Source organism: Roseateles asaccharophilus, from assembly GCF_004362405.1.
In the GTDB taxonomy this organism is placed as follows: domain Bacteria; phylum Pseudomonadota; class Gammaproteobacteria; order Burkholderiales; family Burkholderiaceae_C; genus Kinneretia; species Kinneretia asaccharophila.
The window spans coordinates 425493-445679 of record NZ_SNXE01000001.1 but is presented as its reverse complement, the minus strand read 5'-3'; the positions used below and the strand labels follow the sequence as shown (position 1 = coordinate 445679).

Annotated in this window: 13 protein-coding genes and 1 riboswitch; of the genes, 8 read left to right on the top strand and 5 right to left on the bottom strand. The window is 70.2% G+C overall.

The features are described 5' to 3' along the window. Positions 1 to 98: 98 nt before the first annotated feature. Complete coding sequence (locus DFR39_RS01955) at positions 99 to 2279, top strand: diguanylate cyclase (protein ID WP_162849378.1); 2181 nt, start codon at positions 99 to 101, stop codon at positions 2277 to 2279. Between the two features lie 31 nt (positions 2280 to 2310). On the opposite strand, the gene DFR39_RS01950 is transcribed toward DFR39_RS01955, so the two are convergent. Together DFR39_RS01950 and DFR39_RS01945 are read right to left on the bottom strand one after the other, a co-directional pair. Then, on the bottom strand, positions 2311 to 3255 hold the full coding sequence (locus DFR39_RS01950; protein ID WP_133601847.1) for a DMT family transporter: 945 nt from the start codon (positions 3253 to 3255) through the stop codon (positions 2311 to 2313). 62 nt (positions 3256 to 3317) lie between these two features. Continuing rightward, positions 3318 to 4604, bottom strand: coding sequence for a DUF4397 domain-containing protein (locus DFR39_RS01945; RefSeq protein ID WP_133601846.1), 1287 nt, complete (start codon positions 4602 to 4604; stop codon positions 3318 to 3320). A gap of 118 nt (positions 4605 to 4722) precedes the next feature. Next, positions 4723 to 4953: riboswitch (cobalamin riboswitch) on the top strand. Positions 4954 to 5079: 126 nt separating this feature from the next. On the opposite strand from DFR39_RS01945, the gene DFR39_RS01940 reads away from it, so the two are divergent. From DFR39_RS01940 to DFR39_RS01920, 5 genes are all read left to right on the top strand, one after another. Beyond that, positions 5080 to 5871, top strand: a complete 792-nt coding sequence (locus DFR39_RS01940; protein WP_246030646.1) for an acyl-CoA thioesterase — start codon at positions 5080 to 5082, stop codon at positions 5869 to 5871. Further along, positions 5852 to 6325, top strand: a complete 474-nt coding sequence (locus tag DFR39_RS01935) for a GNAT family N-acetyltransferase (protein WP_133601845.1) — start codon at positions 5852 to 5854, stop codon at positions 6323 to 6325. Before DFR39_RS01940 ends, DFR39_RS01935 begins: the two co-directional genes overlap by 20 nt. A 114-nt stretch (positions 6326 to 6439) precedes the next feature. Then, positions 6440 to 8503 carry an NADPH-dependent 2,4-dienoyl-CoA reductase gene (locus tag DFR39_RS01930; protein ID WP_133601844.1) on the top strand — a complete coding sequence of 688 codons (2064 nt, stop codon included), beginning with the start codon at positions 6440 to 6442 and terminating at the stop codon, positions 8501 to 8503. Positions 8504 to 8649: 146 nt separating this feature from the next. After that, on the top strand, positions 8650 to 10926 hold the full coding sequence (locus DFR39_RS01925; RefSeq protein WP_133601843.1) for a sensor domain-containing protein: 2277 nt from the start codon (positions 8650 to 8652) through the stop codon (positions 10924 to 10926). Between the two features lie 78 nt (positions 10927 to 11004). Continuing rightward, entirely contained in the window at positions 11005 to 11763 is a 759-nt protein-coding gene (locus DFR39_RS01920) for a phosphatase PAP2 family protein (protein ID WP_133601842.1), read from the top strand. Here the strand turns inward: DFR39_RS01920 and DFR39_RS01915 are convergent. Next, positions 11696 to 11929, bottom strand: a complete 234-nt coding sequence (locus DFR39_RS01915; protein WP_133601841.1) for a hypothetical protein — start codon at positions 11927 to 11929, stop codon at positions 11696 to 11698. The two genes, DFR39_RS01920 and DFR39_RS01915, sit on opposite strands and share 68 nt — an antisense overlap. Before the next feature lie 194 nt (positions 11930 to 12123). Then, positions 12124 to 12588 carry an Lrp/AsnC ligand binding domain-containing protein gene (locus tag DFR39_RS01910; protein WP_133601840.1) on the bottom strand — a complete coding sequence of 155 codons (465 nt, stop codon included), beginning with the start codon at positions 12586 to 12588 and terminating at the stop codon, positions 12124 to 12126. Between the two features lie 91 nt (positions 12589 to 12679). Here DFR39_RS01910 and DFR39_RS01905 point away from each other — a divergent pair, with 91 nt between their 5' ends. Beyond that, a complete protein-coding gene (locus tag DFR39_RS01905) occupies positions 12680 to 16261 on the top strand; it encodes an L-glutamate gamma-semialdehyde dehydrogenase (RefSeq protein WP_211343767.1) in 3582 nt (1193 codons plus the stop codon). A gap of 15 nt (positions 16262 to 16276) precedes the next feature. Here the strand turns inward: DFR39_RS01905 and DFR39_RS01900 are convergent, their stop codons facing one another. Further along, positions 16277 to 16792 carry a YciI family protein gene (locus tag DFR39_RS01900; protein ID WP_162849377.1) on the bottom strand — a complete coding sequence of 172 codons (516 nt, stop codon included), beginning with the start codon at positions 16790 to 16792 and terminating at the stop codon, positions 16277 to 16279. Between the two features lie 364 nt (positions 16793 to 17156). Here DFR39_RS01900 and DFR39_RS01895 point away from each other — a divergent pair, with 364 nt between their 5' ends. After that, positions 17157 to 20150, top strand: coding sequence for an RHS repeat domain-containing protein (locus DFR39_RS01895; protein ID WP_133601838.1), 2994 nt, complete (start codon positions 17157 to 17159; stop codon positions 20148 to 20150). The last annotated feature ends 37 nt before the right edge of the window (positions 20151 to 20187 follow it).

Sequence of the window (20187 nt, the reverse complement as noted above, 5' to 3'; positions counted from 1 at the left end):
CGCCGTGGCCAGGTGTCGCGCCAGCTGTCGGCTTTCGACTAGGATGATTGCTGCCACGCCCTGCATCCATGCCCTTAGACAAAGCGCCAGCAGTTCTGTTGCCCCGGGGACCCGCCGTCCGCGCCGGGCTGGCCCGGCGCAGCGCCTGGCTGCTGGTGCTGGTGCTGATGCTCACCGTGCTGCTGCCGCTTCCCGTTAGTGCCCAGGTCTCGGCCGTGCAGCTGGACGCCGAGCAGCAGGCCTGGGTACGCAGCCAGGCCGGACGCACGCTGAGCGTGGGCTTCGACCCCTTCGCCGGCAGCGACAGCTTCGAGTTCCGCGGGCGCCGCCAGGGCCTGCTGCCGGCCATGCTGGTCGATATGCGCGAGCAGCTGGGCCTGCGCATCGTGGCCGCCGAGGTCAAGAGCTGGGATGACGCCTACCAGCGTTTCGTCAGCGGCGAGCTGGACCTGATCTATGGCGTGAACCAGACGGCCGAGCGCGAGCGCATCATGCGCTTCACCCGCGCCGTGCTGCAGTATCCCTATGTGGTCTTCGCGCGCAAGGACTCCGGCGTCCAGACCCTGGGTGATCTGGACGCGCGCCAGGTGGCCTTCCAGACCAGCGACTTCGCGATCGATCGCCTGGCCAGCGAGTACCCGAACATCAGGTTCCGCCCGCAGACCTATGCCGATCCGGCGACAGCCCTGCGGGCCCTGCAGCAGCGCGAGGTGGATGGCTTTGTCACCTCCGGCGGCAGCGTGGTGACCGAGTTCCTGCAGCAGTTTCCCAGCCTCCAGGTGGTGGCACAGCTCAGAACCATCACCTCGGACATGCGATTTGCCGTGGCGCGCGATCAGGTGCTGCTGGCGGGCCTGATCGACAGCTATCTCCAGCAGCGCAGAGAGTTCCTGCTGGCCCAGGCGGCCGCGGCCGACCGGCACTACATGCGCAAGCAGCTGCGTCTGAGCGAGGCCGAGATGCGCTGGCTGGATCTTGAGCAGCCGGTGGTGGTGGGTGTGGCCGAGGACTATCTGCCCTTCGACTACAACGACCAGGGGCGCTACGCGGGCATCATGGGCGTGACCCTGCAGCGCATCAGCGATCTGATCGGCCTGCGCATCCAGGTCCGGCAGGGCAGCTTCTCCGAGCTGCTGGCACAGGCCCGGGCAGGCCGGGTGCATGTGCTGAACATGGCCAGGACGGAGGAGCGCTTGGCCCATTTCCACTTTCCGCGCCCCATCAGCACGGAGCGCGACATCATCGTGGGCCGAAAGTCCATGCCGCCGGTGCAGGACATCTACGGCCTGGAGGGCCAGCGGGTGGCCGTGGTCGAGGGCTTCTGGCATGAGGAGCATCTGCGCAAGAACCTCAAGGCGCTGCGCCTGGTCAGGACCGCCAGCGTGGAAGAGTCCCTGGTCGCGCTGCGCGAGGGCCGGGCCGACTACATGATCGAGAACCCCACGGTGGTGGAGTTCTACATCAATGGTCTGGGCTATACCGAGCTGATCAAGCGCGGCATCACCTCCAAGGACTCCTACATCTACTTCGGCGTGAGCAAGCGCCAGCCCGAGCTGGCCGCGATCATGGACAAGGTGATCCCCCTCATCGACTTCGAGGACATGAAGTTCGAGGGCCTGCAGACCGTGCCCTCCCTGAACCACGCCGGCCGGCAGCGCCTGCTGTGGATGCTCAGCCTGCTGGCGGCCGCCCTGCTGCTGCTGGCGGTGTTTGCGCTCAGGACGGCGCGCAAGCTGATCCACCAGCGCGCCCTGAACCAGTTCCTCAGCGAGCGCGAGCACCTGCTCTACACCGACAGCCTCACCGGCCTGCACAACCGCAACTACTTCAGCCACAAGGCCGATCTCATCGGGGTGAGCGGCTTTCCGCAGGCGGTGGTGATGGCCGATCTGAACAACCTCAAGCGGGTCAACGACGGCCATGGCCATGCCGCCGGTGATGCGCTGATTCAGGGCTTTGCGCGCATCGCGCGGGCCCAGTGGCCGCAGGCCGAGGCCTTCCGCCTGGGCGGCGACGAGTTCCTCTTCATCCTGCCCGGGGTCGATCAGGCGCGCGTGGACCGCGAGGTGGCGGCCCTGCAGCAGCGCCTGCTGTCTGAGCACATCCTGCTGCCGGACGGCGCCCGCGTCCATGTCGGCGTGGCCCTGGGCAGCGCCCTGCGGCTGCAGGCTTCCCAGCCCCTGCAGGAGGCCATGGCGGCGGCCGATGCACGTATGTACGAGGCCAAGGCCGGGTTCAAGCGCCGCAGCAGCGACCCGGTCGACGATTCGGGGGCCTGAAGCCGGCCGATGCTCGCGGCCGGCATGGTGCCTACTCCGGCTCGCCGCTCGGGATGGGCCGCGCCCGGTTGGCGAACTGCGCCATCGCCACGCCGCCCAGGGTGATGGCCGCGGCCAGCAGCTTGACGGCGCTGAAGCTCTCGCCCGTGCTCAACCAGGCCGACAGGCCCGCGATGGGCGGCATCAGGTAGATCAGCGGTGCCGTGCGGGCCACGCCGCGCCGCTCGTTGACATAGCCCCAGGCCAGCCAGCCCGCGAAGCCGCTGGCCAGGATGGCCCAGGCCGCACCCAGCCACAGCCAGGGCGAGAGCCCGGCCCAGTCCACCCGCGCGGCCGCCGGTGCGCTCAGGGCCAGCACCGGCAGGCTGGCGATCAGGGTGGCCAGGCACATCACCAGCACGCCACCATGGCGCTCGATCAGGGGTTTGCTGGCCACCGTGTAGTAGCTGAACAGCGCGGCGGCGGCCAGCAGCACCAGATCGCCGCCGCTGGCGGTCCACTGGGCGGCCAGCAGCTTGTCCGACATGAAGAGCAGGGCCCCCGTGGCCGCCACCGCCACCCCCGCCACCTGGGCCCGGCTCAGGATCTCGATGCCGCTGGCGCGCAGGATCAGCAGGGTGAAGACCGGCCCACAGGCCAGCAGCACCGAGCTGGAGAAGGCGGTGGACCAGTGCACCCCGTAACTGGCCAGGGCCAGATGCAGGCCCTGGCCGATCAGGCCCAGGCGCAGCAGGGCGCCCCAGTCCGCGCGTGACAGACGCGGCCAGTGCCGGCCGTAGCGCCAGCACAGCAGGCCGGCGGCGCACAGCGGCATCAGCAGATAGCGCAGAAACAGAAAGCCCTCCGGCCCCATGGCCTGGAACAGAGTCTTCTGCAGCGGGAAATTCAGGCCCCACACCAGGATGGTGCCCAGGCCCAGCGCCAGGGCCAGGCCCTGGCCCTGGTCCGCCTGCGCGGCTTGCTCTTGTTTTGGCATGCCGCCATTCTTGCCCGGACCGGGACTGCCGGCGTGCGAACCGTGGACCGGGCCAGCGGACCTCAGCGCTCGCGGCGCAGCGTGCCCTGCATGGCGTTGGCGCCGCCCATCATGAAGACGGTGTAGATCCCCGTGCTCTGCACGGCCAGGCCGGAGACGCTGTAGACCGGGCTGCCCGAGCTGGGCGAGCTGACGTGGAGCAGCGAGCTGGTGCTGGCCGTGACGGTGCTGCTGCCCGAGATGCTGCCAGGCTGCACATTGCTGGCGATGGCGCTGTAGTCCAGGCTCAGGGTCAGCCCCGCGTTCAGGCGCGCCACGCCGTTGATCATGCGGAACTTGGCGCTGCCGGCGGCGGGCAGTCGGTTGTCGTCGCTGAGCACGCTGAGCTGGGGCGCGGCGGCCTCACCCCACACCAGCAGGGTGTAGTCATTGCCTGCGCTCATGGCGGGCGTGCTCACCGGCAAGGCGCGGCCATTGACGCTGAGATTCAGGGTCGGCGTACCCGCATCAACCAGCTGGTACTCACCGATATTCGGTGCCACCGAGCGCGGCATCAGCGTTACGCTGTCCAGGGTGGCCGTCAGCTCGGCGCTGTCGGCCAGGGCGGCCACCACACGGGCGCGGGCCTTGCTGGCGCCATAGGTGCTCAGCCCACCCTGCTGGGTCAGCAAGAGGCCGTTGACCAGCACGCCGCCCTGGGTGGGCGTCACCACCAGGGTGGCGACCTGCTTGCTGCCCAGGGTGATGCTGGGGATGTCCAGACGCAGATCGCCCTGGCGCCCACTGCCACTCAGGCGCAGGCGATAGCTGCCGCTGGTCAGGGTGTAGTAGCCGCTGCTGCTGCCCCCGGCTACGGCCGACATGGCGGGCGAGACATTGGCCAGCTCATCGATGTTCTGGGTCAGGTAGACGTCCAGGGCCCCCGCTTCGGGCGCCAGGTTCAAGACCATGAGCTTGCTGTAGTTCTCGGCCGGCGCCTCCTCATTCTCCTGCAGCACGGTGCTCTTCATGGCACCCGCCCAGCCGTAGCTGATGATGCTGTAGTGCGCGTCCTTGCTGAGCGAGGGGTACAGGGAGCTCAGGGTGTTGCCGCCCGATTGCACCAGGGCCACCAGGCTGCTGCCGGCCTGGGCGCTGGCGTAGGCGCTGGCCGCGCCATAGGCCACGCCGCTGGCCAGGCTGTTGTCGCCATGCTTGAGGTCCAGCCCGGCGTAGGCGCTGCTGGCATTCACCAGGCGCAGCTGCGCGCTGCCGCTGTCCTCGCTGTCTCCCCCGCCGCCGCCGCAGGCGCTCAGCAGGCCCAGGCCCGCAATCAAGGACAAGCAGGCAGCCCGGCGCTTCCAACCCATATTCAACTCCTGTGTGTGATGAAGTGGGCGCGATTGGAGTCGGGGCCTGTTGCCGGCATTTCTCGGAACATTGCGCTGCGTGAAGTTTTGTGGCGCGGGGCGGCGCAGGCCCGCTGCTAGACTGCGCGAGCCCGGCGGTTTCTCGCAGCACCGCGAGAATGAAAAGGGAACGACAGAACGGATGCGGACAGGCCTGCGCGAGCAGGCGGTTGGCGCCGAAGCTGTGGCTGCCCCCGCAACTGTGATCGGCGAGATCCCTGCCCCCTTGTGTCACTGGCCTTGTGCCGGGAAGACAGGCAGGGAACGATGACCCGAGAGCCAGGAGACCTGCCACCGGGCGATTGTGTTGTGCCGGGCGGGGTGTCCTGGAGCAAGAACTGATGGCTGTCCGCAGCCTCCTGTCAGGGAGGCCGCGGCGACCTGTCTTGCCGGGTCTGCAAAGACCTGTCCCCGCCTCCTTTTCCGGAGGTGTCTCTTGTCTCTTCAGTGTTCCGATGATGCGGCGTCTGCTGCCGCAGTCTCCCGGCCGGGCGATGCGCTCTTGCCGGCCCTGACCGTGGTGGACATGGTCTGGCCCGAACAGTCCAATCACCATGGCACCCTGTTTGGCGGGGCCGCCCTGTCCATGCTGGACCGTCTGGCCTTCATCCTGGGCAGCCGGGTGCTGCGTGGCACCGTGGTCACGGGGGCCGTGGGGCGTCTGGACTTTGCGGCCCCGGTGCCGGCCGGTCAGGTGGCCGAGTGCCGGGCGCGGGTCTGCCGGCGCGGGCAACGCTCGGCCACGATCGGCCTGGAGCTCTTTGCCGAGGACGTGCTCAGCGGTGAACGCCAGCTCTGCCTGTCCGGTGAGTTCGTCATGGTGCGGCGGGCCGAGAGCGAGGGGACGCTGCCGCCTGCCATGGCCCCGACGCCGGCTCTCGAGGGGCCGGACCCGGCCGTGGTCCGCGTGGCCGAGATCGTGTTTCCCGGCCATGCCAATCACCGTGGCCTCTTGCATGGCGGCCCCGCCATGGCCTGGATCGCCAAGGCGGGCTTTGTGGCGGCGAGCCGGCGTGTGCGGCGCCCGGTGGTTGTGGCCAGCAGCGAGCGCATGGACTTTGTGGCCCCGGCCCGTGTCGGCGATGTGGTCGAGGTCTGCGCCCAGGTGCTTGAGCAGGGGCGGCGCTCCATCCGTGTGGCGGCCAGCATGTGGGCCGAGTGTCCCGGCACCGGCGAGCGCCGGCTGTGCACCTCCGCGAGCCTGGTCTATGTCGCACTTGCCGATTGAGCTGGGCGTGCTGGACGCGCGCCACGTCCATGCCCTGGGCCTGCATCTGCTGGCCCTGGATGAGCCGGATCGTCATGCCCGCTTCGGCCAGTCGCTCAGCGACGAGGCCCTGCTGGCCTGGGTGCATCGCATTCCCTGGCAGCGGGACCGCTGGACGGGCGCCTGGGCCGGCCCCGAGAACCATCTGGTGGGCGCGATCCAGCTGGTGCGCACGCGGCGGCCAGGCGTCTGGGAGCTGGCGCTGAGCGTGGCCGTGCCCGCCCGTCGTCATGCCGTGGCCACCCGGCTGCTGGCCGCCGTCCTGAGCGACACGGCCCTGGCCGACTGCCGCAGCCTGCTGTGTCATCACGGCCATCCGGCACTGCGCCGCATGGCCCGGCAGCTGGGCCTGGCCTGTGTCGAGGGCGCTCCCACGCCGGGTCTGCTGATCCAATGCCGCGGCGGGCTGCGCTGAGGCCCTGGGGGCGCGGTCTCGGCGCCATGGGCACTTTCCCCAGGCTGGCGGGCGGGCATCTTGGATAGATTGCGGCGCCAGGGCGGCCCCCCTGGCTGCTAGCATCGCGCCCCCATGAGTCATCCCTATCCCCATCTGCTCGCCCCGCTGGACCTGGGCTTCACCACCCTGCGCAACCGCGTGCTGATGGGCAGCATGCACACCGGCCTGGAAGACAGCCGCCGCCATGTGGAGCGGCTCACGGCCTATTTCGCCGAGCGCGCGCGCGGCGAGGTGGGCCTGATCGTGACCGGCGGCTATGCCCCCAATATCGAGGGCTGGACCAAGCCCTTCGCCGGCACCCTGGCCACACGCGGCGCCGCGCGGCGTCACCAGCCCATCACCCAGGCCGTGCATGCCGAGGGCGGCAAGATCGCGCTGCAGATCCTGCACACCGGCCGCTATGGCTACCACCCGCTGGCCGTCGCGCCCTCGGCCCTGAAGTCGCCCATCACGCCCTTCACGCCGCGCGAGCTCTCGGCACGCGGCATCGAGCGCCAGATCCGTGCCTTCGTGCGCTGCGCCCAGCTGGCCCGCGAGGCCGGCTACGACGGCGTGGAGGTGATGGGCTCCGAGGGCTATTTCATCAACCAGTTCCTGGTGGCGGCCACCAACCAGCGCCAGGACGGCTGGGGCGGTGCCTACGAGAACCGCATGCGCCTGCCGCTGGAGATCCTGGCGCGCATGCGCGAGGCCGTGGGGCCGGACTTCATCATCATCTACCGCCTCTCCATGCTGGACCTGGTGCCCCAGGGCAGCAGCTGGGACGAGGTGCTGCAGCTGGCGCGCGGCGTGGTCAAGGCCGGTGCCACCCTGATCAACACCGGCATCGGCTGGCACGAGTCGCGCATTCCCACCATCGCCACCAGCGTGCCGCGCGGCGGCTTTGCCTGGGTCACCCGCCAGCTGCGCGAGCAGCTGCGGGCCGAGGGCATCAACATCCCGCTCATCACCAGCAACCGCATCAACACCCCCGAGGTGGCCGAGGACCTGCTGGCCCAGGGCGACGCCGATATGGTGAGCATGGCGCGGCCCTTTCTGGCCGACCCCGAATTCGTGCGCAAGGCCCGCGAGGACCGCGCGGCCGAGATCAACACCTGCATCGCCTGCAACCAGGCCTGTCTGGACCATGTGTTCAAGCAGCGCATCGCCAGCTGCCTGGTCAATCCGCGCGCCGCCCACGAAACCCTGCTGCGCCCCATGCCCAGGCCGGCGGGGCAGGGGCCCAAGCGTGTAGCCGTGGTGGGGGCGGGCCCCTCGGGGCTGGCGGCGGCCTGCACTCTGGCCGAGCGCGGCCATGCGGTCACGCTCTTCGACGCCGCGGCCGAGATCGGCGGCCAGTTCAATATGGCCAAGCGCATCCCGGGCAAGGAGGAGTTCCAGGAAACCCTGCGCTACTTCGGCCAGCGCCTAGCGCGTGCCGGCGTCGAGCTGCGTCTGAACCAGCGCGTGGGCCTGGATGCGCTGCAGGGCTTTGACGAGGTGCTGCTGGCCACCGGCGTGAGCCCGCGCAACCCGCGCATCCCCGGCCAGGCCGAGGGCGAGGCACGGGGTCAGGTCTTGAGCTATATCGATGTGCTGCGCCACGGCAAGCCTGTGGGCCAGCGCGTGGCCGTGGTGGGCGCGGGCGGCATCGGCTTCGATGTGGCCGAATACCTGGTCGAGGCCGGCCATTCCCTGGCCCTGGATGCGCCGGCCTGGCGCCGCCACTGGGGCGTGGGCGATCCGGCCCAGGCGCGCGGCGGCCTGCTGGCACCCCAGCCCCAGGCCCCGGCGCGCCAGGTGACCCTGCTGCAGCGCCGCGCCGGCAAGCCGGGCGCGGGCCTGGGCAAGACCACCGGCTGGATCCACCGCGCGGCGCTCAAGATGGCCCAGGTGCAGATGCTCGCGGGCGTGAACTACGAGTCCATCGACGAGCAGGGCCTGTGGATCAGCTTTGGCGAGCGCCGCGAGGACCTGCAATGCCTGGCGGTGGACAGCATCGTGCTGTGCGCCGGCCAGGAGCCGCAGCGCGAGCTGGAGGCGCCGCTGCGCGCAGCCGGCGTCTCGTTGCATCTGATCGGTGGCGCCAGCGAGGCGGCTGAACTGGATGCCAAGCGTGCAATATTGCAGGGAACCCGGCTCGGCATGAGCCTGTAGTCCCTAGTCAGGCTCAAGCGGGGCCCCGACACTCCCGAAACGCCGAATACGAGGGAACACCCGGCGGTAACGGGTGCATCTGGCAATAACAGGTCGCACGGGCGTCACGAACGCCCGGCTGTGCGACCGATAAGGTGTGTTCGCCCATGAGCCTGATCTCAAGCCTGCGCCATCCGCGCTGGCCTGCATTGCCGGCCCTGGCCTTGCCCGGGACGCTGCTGGCCCACCCCCACGGGGGTGAGGGCTGGGCCGCGGCATTCAGCGGTCCTCTGGACCTCTCCAACCCCCAGCTGTGGCTGGGCGCCGCCTCCCTGCTGGGCGCGCTGGCCATGGGTCTGGGCCTGGTGCTCCTGCGCCGCCAGCGCCTGCGTCTGCGCCTGCGCAAGCTGGAGCTGCAGCGCGTCAGGCGCGAGCGCAGCCGCCTGGCGGCCCTGCTCAATGCCATTCCCGACGGCGTGTTCTTCAAGGACCAGGACGGGGTCTACGAGGCCTGCAATCCGGCCTTCGAGCGCCTGATCGGCCTCAGCGAGGCCCAGCTTCAGGGCAAGCGCGACGCCGACCTCGCCCAGATCCTGCCGGAGCACGGCCGGGCCTGGGCCCGTGGCAGCGACGGCATCCGTCTGTGCCTGGACATGCAGCAGGCGCCGGTCTCGGCCGACGGCGAAGCCTTGGGCGTGCTGGGCGTGGCGCGCGATATGACCGAGCTGCAGATGGCGCTGGAGGAGTTGCGCCGCGCGGCCGTGGTCTTCGAGCATTGCGCCGAGGGCATCCTGCTGCTGGACGAGCAGGCGCGCATCGTGGATGCCAATCCGGCGTTTTCCATCATCAGCGGCCACGATCTGCGTGATGTGATGGGCCAGATGCCCCAGCCCCTGTGCCTGGGCGAGCAGCAACCCGAGGTGCTGGAGCAGCTCTGGGCCAGCCTGGACGCCGAGGACAAATGGTGCGGCGAGCTCATGCTGCGCCGCCGCGACGGCGAACCCATTCCCGTCTGGGCCACCATGGTGCGGGTGCAGCCCAGCAGCTCCAGCCCGCTGCAGCATCTGCTGGTGCTCAGCGATATCTCCAAGCTCAAGAGCACCGAGGCCGAGCTGCTGCACCAGTCCCTGCACGACCGTCTGACCGGCCTGCCCAACAAGGCCCTGCTGCGCGACCGCATCGGTCGTCAGATCGGCAATGCCCAGCGTGACCAGACCCGGGTGGCCGTGCTCTACATCGATCTGGACGGCTTCCGCGATGTGAACGACATCGTCGGCCATGGCGCCGGCGACGCGGTGCTCAAGGAGGCGGCGTCGCGCTTTCTGGGCGTGGTGCGGGCCAGCGACTCGGTGGCCCGGGTCGGCGCGGACGAATTCGTGGTCATGCTCTCCGGCCTGGTGGACGAGGAAACCTCCATGCGTCTGGGTGATCGCCTGATCCAGGCCATGGACGAGCCCATCATGGTGGGCTCACATCGTTTCAATCTGGGCGCCAGCATCGGTCTGGCCATCTATCCGGCCGACGGCCAGGATGTGGACGAGCTGCTGCGCAATGCCGAGGCCGCCATGTGCCGCGCCAAGGTGCATGCCCGCAACTCGGTGCAGGCCTACCGTCCCGAGCTGACCCAGGCGGTGCAGCAGCGCTTCGAGCTCACCCACGCCATGCGCCAGGCCAATGAGGCGGCGCAGTTCCGCCTGGAGTACCAGCCCCAGGTGCGCCTATCCGATGGCGCGCTGATCGGCGCCGAGGCCTTGCTGCGCTGGCGCCACCCCACGCGTGGCCCCATCTCGCCGGCGGAGTTCATTCCCCTGGCGGAGGAGACCGGGCTCATCATTCCCATTGGCCGCTGGGTGCTGGAGCAGGCCTGCGCCCAGGCCGCCCGCTGGCAGGGCCTGGACGGCAAGCCCCAGCAGGTGGCCGTCAATGTCTCGGCGCGCCAGCTGCGCCAGGGGGACTTCGTGCAGAGCCTGGATGCCATCCTGGCCGACACCGGCTGCCCGCCCCAGGCCCTGGAGCTGGAGGTGACCGAAAGCCTGGTGCTGGAGGACGCCGAGCAGACCATCGAGCTGCTGACCCAGATCACGGCCCGCGGTGTGCGCATCGCCATCGACGACTTCGGCACCGGCTATTCCTCGCTGTCCTACCTCAAGCGCATGCCGGTGCAGACGCTCAAGGTGGACCGCAGCTTCGTCACCGAGCTGGGCAGCGACAGCAATGCCTCGGCCATCGCCCGCACCGTGATCGTGCTGGCGCACAGCCTGGGCATGGACGTGCTGGCCGAGGGCGTGGAAACCGCCGAACAAGCCGCCTGGCTCCAGCGCGAGGGCTGCGACTGGGCCCAGGGCTGGCTCTATGGCCGCCCCATGCCGGCCGAGGACTTTGGGCTGGCCACGCCGCCCACCGAGCCGCGCGTCGCCCGGGTCCGGCATCTGCAGCTGGCCTGAGCCCGCCGCGGGCTCAGCGCCCGCTGCGGCTGCCGGCTGTCACCAAGCCCTGCCGCCGCAGCGGCTAGCATGGCCCCCATGCTGTCCGACACCCTGTTCCACCCCGACGCGGCCCGTGCCTGGCTGCTGCTCACCCGTCTGGGTGAGATGCAGATCCTGCTGCCCCTGGCGGCGGCGGCCTCGCTGTGGCTGTGGAAGTCGGCGGCGCAGACGCGCCTGGTGCTGCGCTGGGCCGCTGCCGCCGCCCTGGCGGCCACCCTGACCGCCGGCAGCAAGCTGGCCTTCATGGGCTGGGGCCTGGGCTCGGCGCGCTGGGACTTCACCGGCATCTCGGGCCATGCCCTGTGCGCCGCGCTATGCCTGCCCCTGCTCGCCTGGGTCAGCCTGGCGGCGGGTGGCCGCCCCGACCCCCGGGGTCTGCGCCGCAAGCTGGCCCTGCTGGCGGGCTATATGGTGGCGGCCCTGGTGGCCTGGTCGCGCATTGAGGTGGGGGCGCACTCGCATTCCGAGGTGGCCGCCGGCTTTGCCCTGGGGGGCCTGGCCAGCGCCTGGGCCCTGACCGGGACGTCTGAGCTGCGGGCCTTGCAGCCCCGCTGGCTGGCGGCGGGCTTGGCGGCGGGCCTGCTGCTGCTGCCGCTTGCGGCACCGCGCTCCCGCAGCCATGAGCTGATGATGGAGCTCTCGCGCCAGCTCTCGGGGCGGGACCAGCTCTACACCCGGCGCGATCTGCACCGCCGCACACCGGCGGCGGCACGCTCCGCCCTGCGCTTCAGTGAAGCCGCGCCGTCGCCTGCGGGAACCACAGCCCCAGGGCCGGCTCATCCAGGGCTTCGCTGATCTCCAGGCCGCGGTTCAGCTCATAGCTGGACTCATACCAGCCGCAGCCCGCGGCCGGGTCCTGTGCCGGGATGCTGCTGGCCGCAGCCGGGCGTGTGCCGTCACGCGGGGCGGCTTGCGGGGCTTGCGAAGCGTGGTGCCGGCGGCTGCAGAACTGGAACAACATGATGCGGACTCCTGGACGGTGGGCTTCTGCGGCCGGGGAGGGGCTGCAGGCCCTGTGCTATCCAGTGTGGTCGCCCGGCCTCTGGCTTCCCATCACACGGAGGGTGGGGCGGTGGGGGAGGGGGGAACCCGCTCCCGCCGAAGGGGGAGGGCGGCGCTGAGGCTTGAAATTCCGCCCGCCCTGGACAGGAGGCCTCAGATCGGCAGTGCCGTCGTGTGCTTCACCTCTTCCATCACCGCATAGGTGCGGGTCTCCCGCACGCCGGGCAGGGTCCAGATCACGCTGCCGATGAACTCGCGGTAATGGCCCATATCGGCCACCCGGGTCTTGAGCAGGTAGTCAAAGCCGCCGGCCACCAGATGGCATTCCAGGATCTCGGGTCGGGCTTGCACGGCGGCCTTGAAGTTGTCCATCACATCGTGCACCGTGCGGTCCAGCAGGATCTCGATGAAGACCAGCATCGAGGCCCCCAGCTTGGCCGGGTTGAGCCGGGCCTCGTAGCCCAGGATGTAGCCCTCGCGGGTGAGGCGCTTGACGCGCTCCAGCACCGCCGTGGGTGAGAGGTGCACCGCCTCGGCGAGTTTGAGGTTGGAGATGCGACCGTCCGCCTGCAGCACGCGCAGGATGCGGGCGTCGATCTTGTCGAGTTCTTCGGTCACAGGATTTTTCTCTGAGGAAGCGTCAATGTTCTGAATTTAATTCAGATTGATGATCAATAAAGTTCCGACAGTCACTAATGAGAGGTCCGCCATGAGCGCTTTTGCCCTGCCCCCGGAGTCGCCCCGTCTGCCCAATCCCTACCGGGATGAGATTCCCCTGGTGCAAGCCCTGGCGGCCAGCGTGCGGCTGGACTGGCCGGCGGTGCTGGCCACGGCCGCGCCCTGGGTGGAGCAGGTGCGTGCCAACCCGGCGCCCTTCTGGGCCATGGAATCCCTGCTGCGCGAGTACCCCATCACCAGCGCCGAGGGCCTGGCCCTGATGCGCCTGGCCGAGGCCCTGCTGCGGGTGCCGGATGTGGAAACCGCCATCGCGCTGACGGCCGACCAGCTGGGCAAGGCCGATTTCGACGCCAGCTCGGAGGGCCCGCACAAGCTGTTGGCCGGTCTGGCGGCCAGCGCCATCGGCCTGTCCAAGAAGTTCCTGCCCGAGGCCGAGAGCGAGGGCGGCCTGTTCAAGCGCCTGGGCGCCCAGACGGTGGTGGCCGCCACGGTGCGCGCTATCCAGCTGCTGGGCCGCCAGTTCGTGCTGGGCCGCAGCATCCAGGAGGCCATGGGCGAGGCCGATGCGGCGCGCAAGGCCCAGGCTCAGCTGCGCTTTTCCTACGACATGCTGGGCGAAGGCGCCCGTACCGAGCACGATGCCGAGCGCTACCAGGCGGCCTATGTGGGCGCCATCAAGGCCATCGCGGCGGGCCGCAAGGCCGAGTCGCCCGAGGGTGCCGACGGCATCTCCATCAAGCTCAGCGCCCTGTTCTCGCGCTACGAGGTGCTGCAGCGCGAGCGCGTGTTCGCCGAGCTGCTGCCGCGCGTCTGGCAGCTGATCGAGCTGGCGGCCCAGGCCAATATCAACCTCACCATCGACGCCGAGGAGGTGGACCGCCTGGAGCTCTCGCTCGATGTGCTGGACACCCTGGCCGCGCGCATCGCCACGCATTACCCGCAGTGGCGCGGCTTCGGCCTGGCCGTGCAGGCCTACCAGACCCGCGCCCGCCAGGTGGTGGACGAGGTGGCCGCCATCGCCCGCAAGCATGGGCTCAAGTTCATGGTGCGCCTGGTCAAGGGCGCCTACTGGGACGGCGAGATCAAGCGCGCCCAGGAGCAGGGCCTCTCGGCTTACCCGGTGTTCACGCACAAGCAGCACACCGATGTCTCGTATCTGGCCTGTGCCCAGGCGCTCATCGGCCATGCCGATGTGATCTACCCGCAGTTCGCCAGCCACAACGCCGGCACCATCGCCGCCATCCTGCAGATGGCGCGCGCGGCGGGGGCCAAGTTCGAGATGCAGCGCCTGCACGGCATGGGCGAGGGCGTGTACCGCGAGGTCTTGAAGGACTCCAGCATTCCCTGCCGCGTCTACGCCCCGGTGGGCGAACACCGCGACCTGCTGGCCTATCTGGTGCGCCGCCTGCTGGAGAACGGCGCCAACAGCTCCTTTGTGCACCAGCTGGCCGATGCCGAGGTCAAGGTGGACGAGCTGCTGGCCTCGCCGCTGAGCCAGGTGCAGAGCAGCGGCTCCCTGCCCCTGCCGCTGCACATCCTGGGCGAGCGGCTCAACAGCCGCGGCGCCGACCTCACCGCGCCGGACGAGCGTGCGCCCATCGTGGCCGCCATCGCCGCGGCCCGCGTGCAGCCCGTGCCCGAGGCCTTTGCCGCCGATGTGGACGCCGCCATGGCCCGCCTGGCCGCCGGCTTCCCGGCCTGGAGCGCCCGCCCCGTGGCCGAGCGCGCCGCCATCCTGCGCCGCGCCGCCGATGCGCTGGACGCGCGCCTGCCCGAGTTCTGCGGCCTGCTGGTCCAGGAGGCCTACAAGACCGCGGGCGACTGCATCGCCGAGGTGCGCGAGGCGGTGGACTTCCTGCGTTACTACGCCGACCAGGCCGAGCTGGAGCGGGAGCCTCTGCAAGGCCGCGGCGTCTTCGTCTGCATCAGCCCCTGGAACTTCCCCCTGGCCATCTTCGCCGGCCAGGTGGTGGCCGCCCTGGTGGTGGGCAATACCGTGGCCGCCAAGCCCGCCGAGCAGACGCCCTATGTGGCGCTGAAGATGGTGGAGCTGCTGCATGAGGCCGGCGTGCCGCAAGACGCCCTGGCCCTGCTGCACGGCCCCGGCGAGACCGTGGGCGCCGGCTTGGTGGCCCATGCCCAGACCGCGGGTGTGTGCTTCACCGGCTCCACCCAGGTGGCCCAGATCATCAACCGCACCCTGGCCGCCAAGCCCGGCGACGGCCTGCTGCCCCTGATCGCCGAAACCGGCGGCATCAATGCCATGGTGGTGGACTCCACCGCCCTGCCCGAGCAGGTGGTGGACGCGGTGGTGCAGAGCGCCTTCCGCTCGGCCGGCCAGCGTTGCTCGGCCCTGCGCCTGCTGTGCGTGCACGAGAGCATTGCCGGCGGCGTGATCGCCATGCTCAAGGGCGCGCTGCAGGAGCTGTGGGTGGGCCATCCCGCCGAGCTGGCCACCGATGTGGGCCCGGTCATCGACGACGAGGCTTTCGACAACATCCAGCGCCATGTGGACCGCCTCAAGCGCGAGGCGCGCCTGATCGCCGAAGCCCCGGTGCACGATGCGCTGCCGCGCCTGGTGCGCCCCGTGGCCTTCGAGATCGCCAAGGTCGAGGACCTGGGCCAGGAGATCTTCGGCCCGGTGCTGCATGTGCTGCGCTGGAGCGGCGAGGCCGATGGCCTGATCGAGCGCATCAACGGCCTGGGCTACGGCCTCACCCTGGGCATCCAGACCCGCATCGACAGCCGCGCCCTGCGCCTGGCCGAGAAGGCACGCATCGGCAATGTCTATGTGAACCGCAACATCATCGGCGCCGTGGTGGGCGTGCAGCCCTTCGGCGGCGAAGGCCTCTCGGGCACCGGCCCCAAGGCCGGCGGCCCCAGCTATCTGCGCCGCTTTGCCGCCGTGCAGGCCGCGGCCGCCGCCGCCGCGCCCTTGGCCGCATCGACCGGCGGTACCACCCCGGCCGTGGCGCCCGCCTTTGCCGAGCTGCAGCAGGGCCTGGCCGGCTGGAGCGCCACCCCGCTGGCCCAGCGCGCCGCGGCCCTGCGCCGCGCGGCAGCCGGCCTGGGCGCCGAAAGCGCCGCCCTGGTGGCGGCCCTGGCCGCCGCCGCCGAGCAAGACCTGGCCCCGCTGGCCCTGCCCGGCCCCACGGGCGAGAGCAATGAGCTGCGCCGCCATGCCCGTGGCGTCTTCCTGGTGCTGGGCGCCGGCGCGGGCGAGGCCGATCTGGCCGCCGCCCTGGCCGCGCCCCTGCTGGCCGGCAATAGCGTGGCCCTGCTGGCCGATGCCGCCGGCGAGGCCCTGGCCCGCCGCCTGCAGGCCGAGCTGCCCCTGGGCGTGCTGCGCCTTGCTGGCGCCCAGGACAGCCTGGGTTGCTGGCTGGCCCCGAGCGGCCTGGCCGGCGTGGTGCTGGCCCGCGCGGGCGACGCCGAGCTGCAGCGCGCCCTGCGCCAGCAGCTGGCCGAGCGCCCGGGCGCCATCCTGCCCCTGGTCGCCGCCGCCGAGGCCCGCGATCCGCGCCAGCTCTACCGCTTTGCCGCCGAGCAGACGCTGACCATCAACACCGCCGCCGCCGGCGGCAACGCGGCCCTGCTGGCGGGCGGGCACTGAGGCGCCCGGCGCGGTTCAGAAGTTCTTCCGGGCCAGGCGCGGATGCAGTTCGTTGACCTGCATCAGCGCGGCCGAGCCATAGAAGCGGTGGTACTCGGCCAGCATTTCGCCCTGGGCCACCACGGGGTCCGTGGCGACCAGGCGCTTGGCCTCTTCCAGATCGCTGACCGCCAGCACGAAGATGCCGCGCCGGCCCTCCGCCCCGTCCAGCGGACCGGCCAGGGCCAGCTTGCCCTCCGCGGCCAGTCGCTTGATATTGGCGAAATGGCCCTTGAACATCTCGTCCCGCGACGGCCCGCTGGGCAGGGGTGTGGGTGAGCTCTTGAGGATTACCAGCACATAGCGGCGCATGCCGTAGTCGTCCGCGCCGCTGGACTGGGCCAGGGCGGCGTCATAGGCGGGCGCGGTGGCGCCGTTCTGGGCCTGGCCCAGGGCGCCGCCGCAGGCCAGGGTCAGGGCCAGCGCGGGGCCGGCGATTCGGGTGGCAATGGAGCGCATCACGGCACGAGCCTCCGAAGGATGGGGGTGCATCGATGCTAAGCCAGCTCGTCCTTCGGACCATGGTGCTTGCTTCATGTCGGAGCTCAGCATTCCTCAGATGTGCTTGTCTGTAGCGTACGGTGCGGCGAGGGGCGGGTCTTGCCAGCCCTGCTGTTTCCACGGCAGTTCTGTTTGTCCCCAAACCGTAGTACACGCAGGGCTCAATAGGCCGGATTAGCTCGAAATCAAGGGAAAACGATAGGGAGGCCAGGCGCACATCGCGTTGACGGCGGCCAAACCCCCGTGCTCCACTGCCGGCCAAGCGTGACCCGTCAGCCCGTCGTCGCAGCGTCCTTGGACGCCTGCCCACGGAAGTGGCACGCAAGCCGCGGTAGATGGCTATCAGGGGGAAGATGTGGGCTCCAGCAGAGCACTGTCGTCTGTTCTTGCGCTGTGTCGCGCCGGCCTGTTCCGGTTTCTGCGGCTCCACCACCTGTTCCTGCTCGCTGCGGCGCTGCTTGCCCTGCCGACGGCGCAGGCGGCGACCGAGCGTTACGAGTACGACGGCCTGGGGCGTTTGATCCGCGTGATCGACGCCGCCAACAAGCTCACCGAGTACCAGTACGACGCCGCGGGCAATATCCTGGCCGTGCGTACCGATGGCACGGCACAGCCGCCCACCGCGACTAGCATTAGCCCGGCCTCGCTTCGACGAGGCAGCAGCACGCGCATCACACTCAACGGCACGCAGCTGGCTACGGCCGCACTCACGGCCGACGATCCCGAGCTGGGCATCTCGCGCGTCAGCCGAAGCACCGGCAGCATCGCCTTCGATCTGGCGGTGTCTCCCACGGCTCGGCTTGGTGCCAGTGCCTTGCGCTTGAGCTCGGCCGCCGGCACGGCCAGCATCAGCCTGCAGATTCGGCCGCTGCTGCCCATCGCCCAGGTGGCGCCCCTGCCCATTGCCGTGTCGCCCAGCGCTGGCGCAGCGGGTTTCGATCTGACCCTGAGTCATGCCGACGATGAGGCGCATCAGTTCACGCTGGCCGTGGTTCGGGACGACATCGCGACGGTCAGCCCGCTCAGCCTGAGCCTGGCCGCCGGGCAGACCGCTGCACGCTTCGCGGTGCGAGGCCTCAAGGGCGGCAACACGGAGTTGCGCCTGAGCTCCCCCACGCTGGGCGTGCTGCAGGTCCCCATCTTTGTCACCATCAACCCCGAGGGCATCAGCACGGCCCGAGCCGCCCTGGTCGGGGTAGAGGTGGCGACAGTACCGCAGCCGCCCAGCGGCATTGCGACCCTGCTGGGGGCGCCGCTGGTTGGTGTTCACATGAGTGCGGGCAGCCTGTGGCTGGACACTCAACCGCGCTATCTCTCGCAGGGTGCCACACAGACCCTGCGCATCCTGGGTGAATCACTGCCTCCCGACTTGAGCGCCAGCCTGGAGCCGGCCCAGGGCTTGACCCTGGGGACACTGAGCCTGAGCGCAGACCGCAAGCAGGCCGAGCTGCCCGTGACGGTGGATGCTGCAGCGGCCACCGGCCTGCGCAGCCTGGTGCTGCAGGCGGGCGGTGTCAGCCTGCGTCCGGTCATTCAGGGGGCTGACGATATCGACATCGTCCTGCCGCGGCCGCAGATTTTCTCGGTGGCGCCAATAGCCCTGAAGGCGGGCAGCACGGTGGCGGAGTTCGTGATTCGCGGCCGCAATCTGCAGGATGTGAGTGGTGTGGAGGTGCGCGGCGCCACCGGCCTGCGTCTGGGCTCCACCCTGAGCGTGTCGCCGGACGGCAGCAGCCTGACCGTGGGGCTGCAGGTGCTGGCCAGCGCGGTGCCCGGGCCCCGCGTGATTGTGCTGAGCAGCCCCAGTGGCCTGAGCGACGAGGGGGCCTCGGCGGCCAATACCGTGACCGTCTATGAGGACGATAGCGATTGGAAGTCCGTGCAGCAACTGAGCGCCGGCGTGGTCGGGGTGCTGCTCGAAAAACCCGTGGATCCGGGTGCTGGCTTGAACACCTTCAGTGCCGCGCCGCTGGTCGGTGTGACCCTGGGCACGGTGCTCAGCGACTTTGCGCCCCGCAGCATCGCCAAGGGAGAGACCCGCACCCTGGTGTTCAGTGGCGAAGGCCTGCAGGGCGTGGATGCACTGGGTATCGAAGCTGCGACCGGGCTGACGGTGGGCGCAATCAGTGTGGCGCCCGATGGCCGCAGTGTCAGCGTGGCGGTCACCGCGGCCAGCGATGCGCCCCTGGGCCTGCGCCGTCTCAAGCTGGTGGCCGCGGGCGTGGCGCTGCCTTTCGCGGCGCCGGAAGAGCCGCTGCTGCTGGTCACCCCGGTACTGCCGGTGCTCGACTCCATCGAGCCGCCGACCGCCAAGCCGGGCAGCACGATTGCCCTGACCCTGCGTGGCCGCAACTTCCTGAATGCGCAGTCGGTGCAGGTGTCGCCCGCCGCGGGTGTGTCCATCGGCACGGTCAATGTGGATGCCGAGGGCAAGCTGGCCACCGTGTCGCTGATCATCGACGCTGCCGCGGCCAAGGGTGCGCGCACCGTCACCCTGCAGACGCCGGCGGGCAGCACCAGCGCCACGCCGGGCCCGAACAATCAGCTGACCCTGGGCGATGTGGCCAGTCAGGTGAGGGATCTGCAGGCCGCAGCCGTGGGCGTGTTGCTGGGGGCCGATGGGGGCACGCCGCCGCCGCTCGCCACGCTCGTGACCGGCTCCCTGGTGGGCGTGCAGTGGGAGCAGACGGCGCAGCCGCGCGAGCAGGAGCTGCAGCTGCGTGCCGCCACCACCGGTGTGGTCCTGGGGGCTGGCGTCCTTGGACTAAGTCCCGCGGCCGTGCAGCGTGGCCAGTCCCTGGAGCTGGTGGTGAGTGGGGTTGCCCTCCCGGAGGATGCGAGCCTGCAGCTGCTGCCCGCCACCGGCCTGGTGTTGCAGGGTGCCGCACTGCGCAGCCCCGACGGCAGCAGCCTGCGCCAGACGGTGCAGGCCAGGACCGATGCGCCGCTGCAGCCCTACGAGCTCATCGTGCTGGACGAGACCGGCAAGCCGATTCCGGTGCTGAGTGCTCCCCACCGCTTGCAGCTGGAAGTGCTGGCCGAGATGCCGGAGATCGTGTCGATCGAGCCCATCCTCGCGCGCCAGGGTGATGTGATCGTGCTGCGCGTGCGTGGCAAGCATCTGCAGCGCGTACAGCGTGTCGAGGCCTTGCCGGGCGGCGCCCTGGTGATGGGCGACACGCCCAGCATCAATGCCGATGGCAGCGAGCTGACGATTCCCGTGGCCGTGCGGGCCGATGCGCCCACCGGCGCCTACACCATCAGGGTGTTCAACCCCATCGGGGGCTCGTCTGCGCTGGCCTCGCCCGCGAACACCTTCACCGTCTATGTCAAGGAGGCCACGCCATGAGCGCGCGCCATTCCGCAGTCCCGCAACTCACCTTACG

Coding starts and splice junctions, on each gene's coding strand:
- DFR39_RS01950 (WP_133601847.1), bottom strand. CDS start 3,255: ATGCCAAAACAAGAGCAAGCCGCGCAGGCGGACCAGGGCCAGGGCCTG.
- DFR39_RS01945 (WP_133601846.1), bottom strand. CDS start 4,604: ATGGGTTGGAAGCGCCGGGCTGCCTGCTTGTCCTTGATTGCGGGCCTG.
- DFR39_RS01900 (WP_162849377.1), bottom strand. CDS start 16,792: ATGCACCCCCATCCTTCGGAGGCTCGTGCCGTGATGCGCTCCATTGCC.
- DFR39_RS01935 (WP_133601845.1), top strand. CDS start 5,852: ATGTCGCACTTGCCGATTGAGCTGGGCGTGCTGGACGCGCGCCACGTC.
- DFR39_RS01905 (WP_211343767.1), top strand. CDS start 12,680: ATGAGCGCTTTTGCCCTGCCCCCGGAGTCGCCCCGTCTGCCCAATCCC.
- DFR39_RS01930 (WP_133601844.1), top strand. CDS start 6,440: ATGAGTCATCCCTATCCCCATCTGCTCGCCCCGCTGGACCTGGGCTTC.
- DFR39_RS01920 (WP_133601842.1), top strand. CDS start 11,005: ATGCTGTCCGACACCCTGTTCCACCCCGACGCGGCCCGTGCCTGGCTG.
- DFR39_RS01915 (WP_133601841.1), bottom strand. CDS start 11,929: ATGTTGTTCCAGTTCTGCAGCCGCCGGCACCACGCTTCGCAAGCCCCG.
- DFR39_RS01925 (WP_133601843.1), top strand. CDS start 8,650: ATGAGCCTGATCTCAAGCCTGCGCCATCCGCGCTGGCCTGCATTGCCG.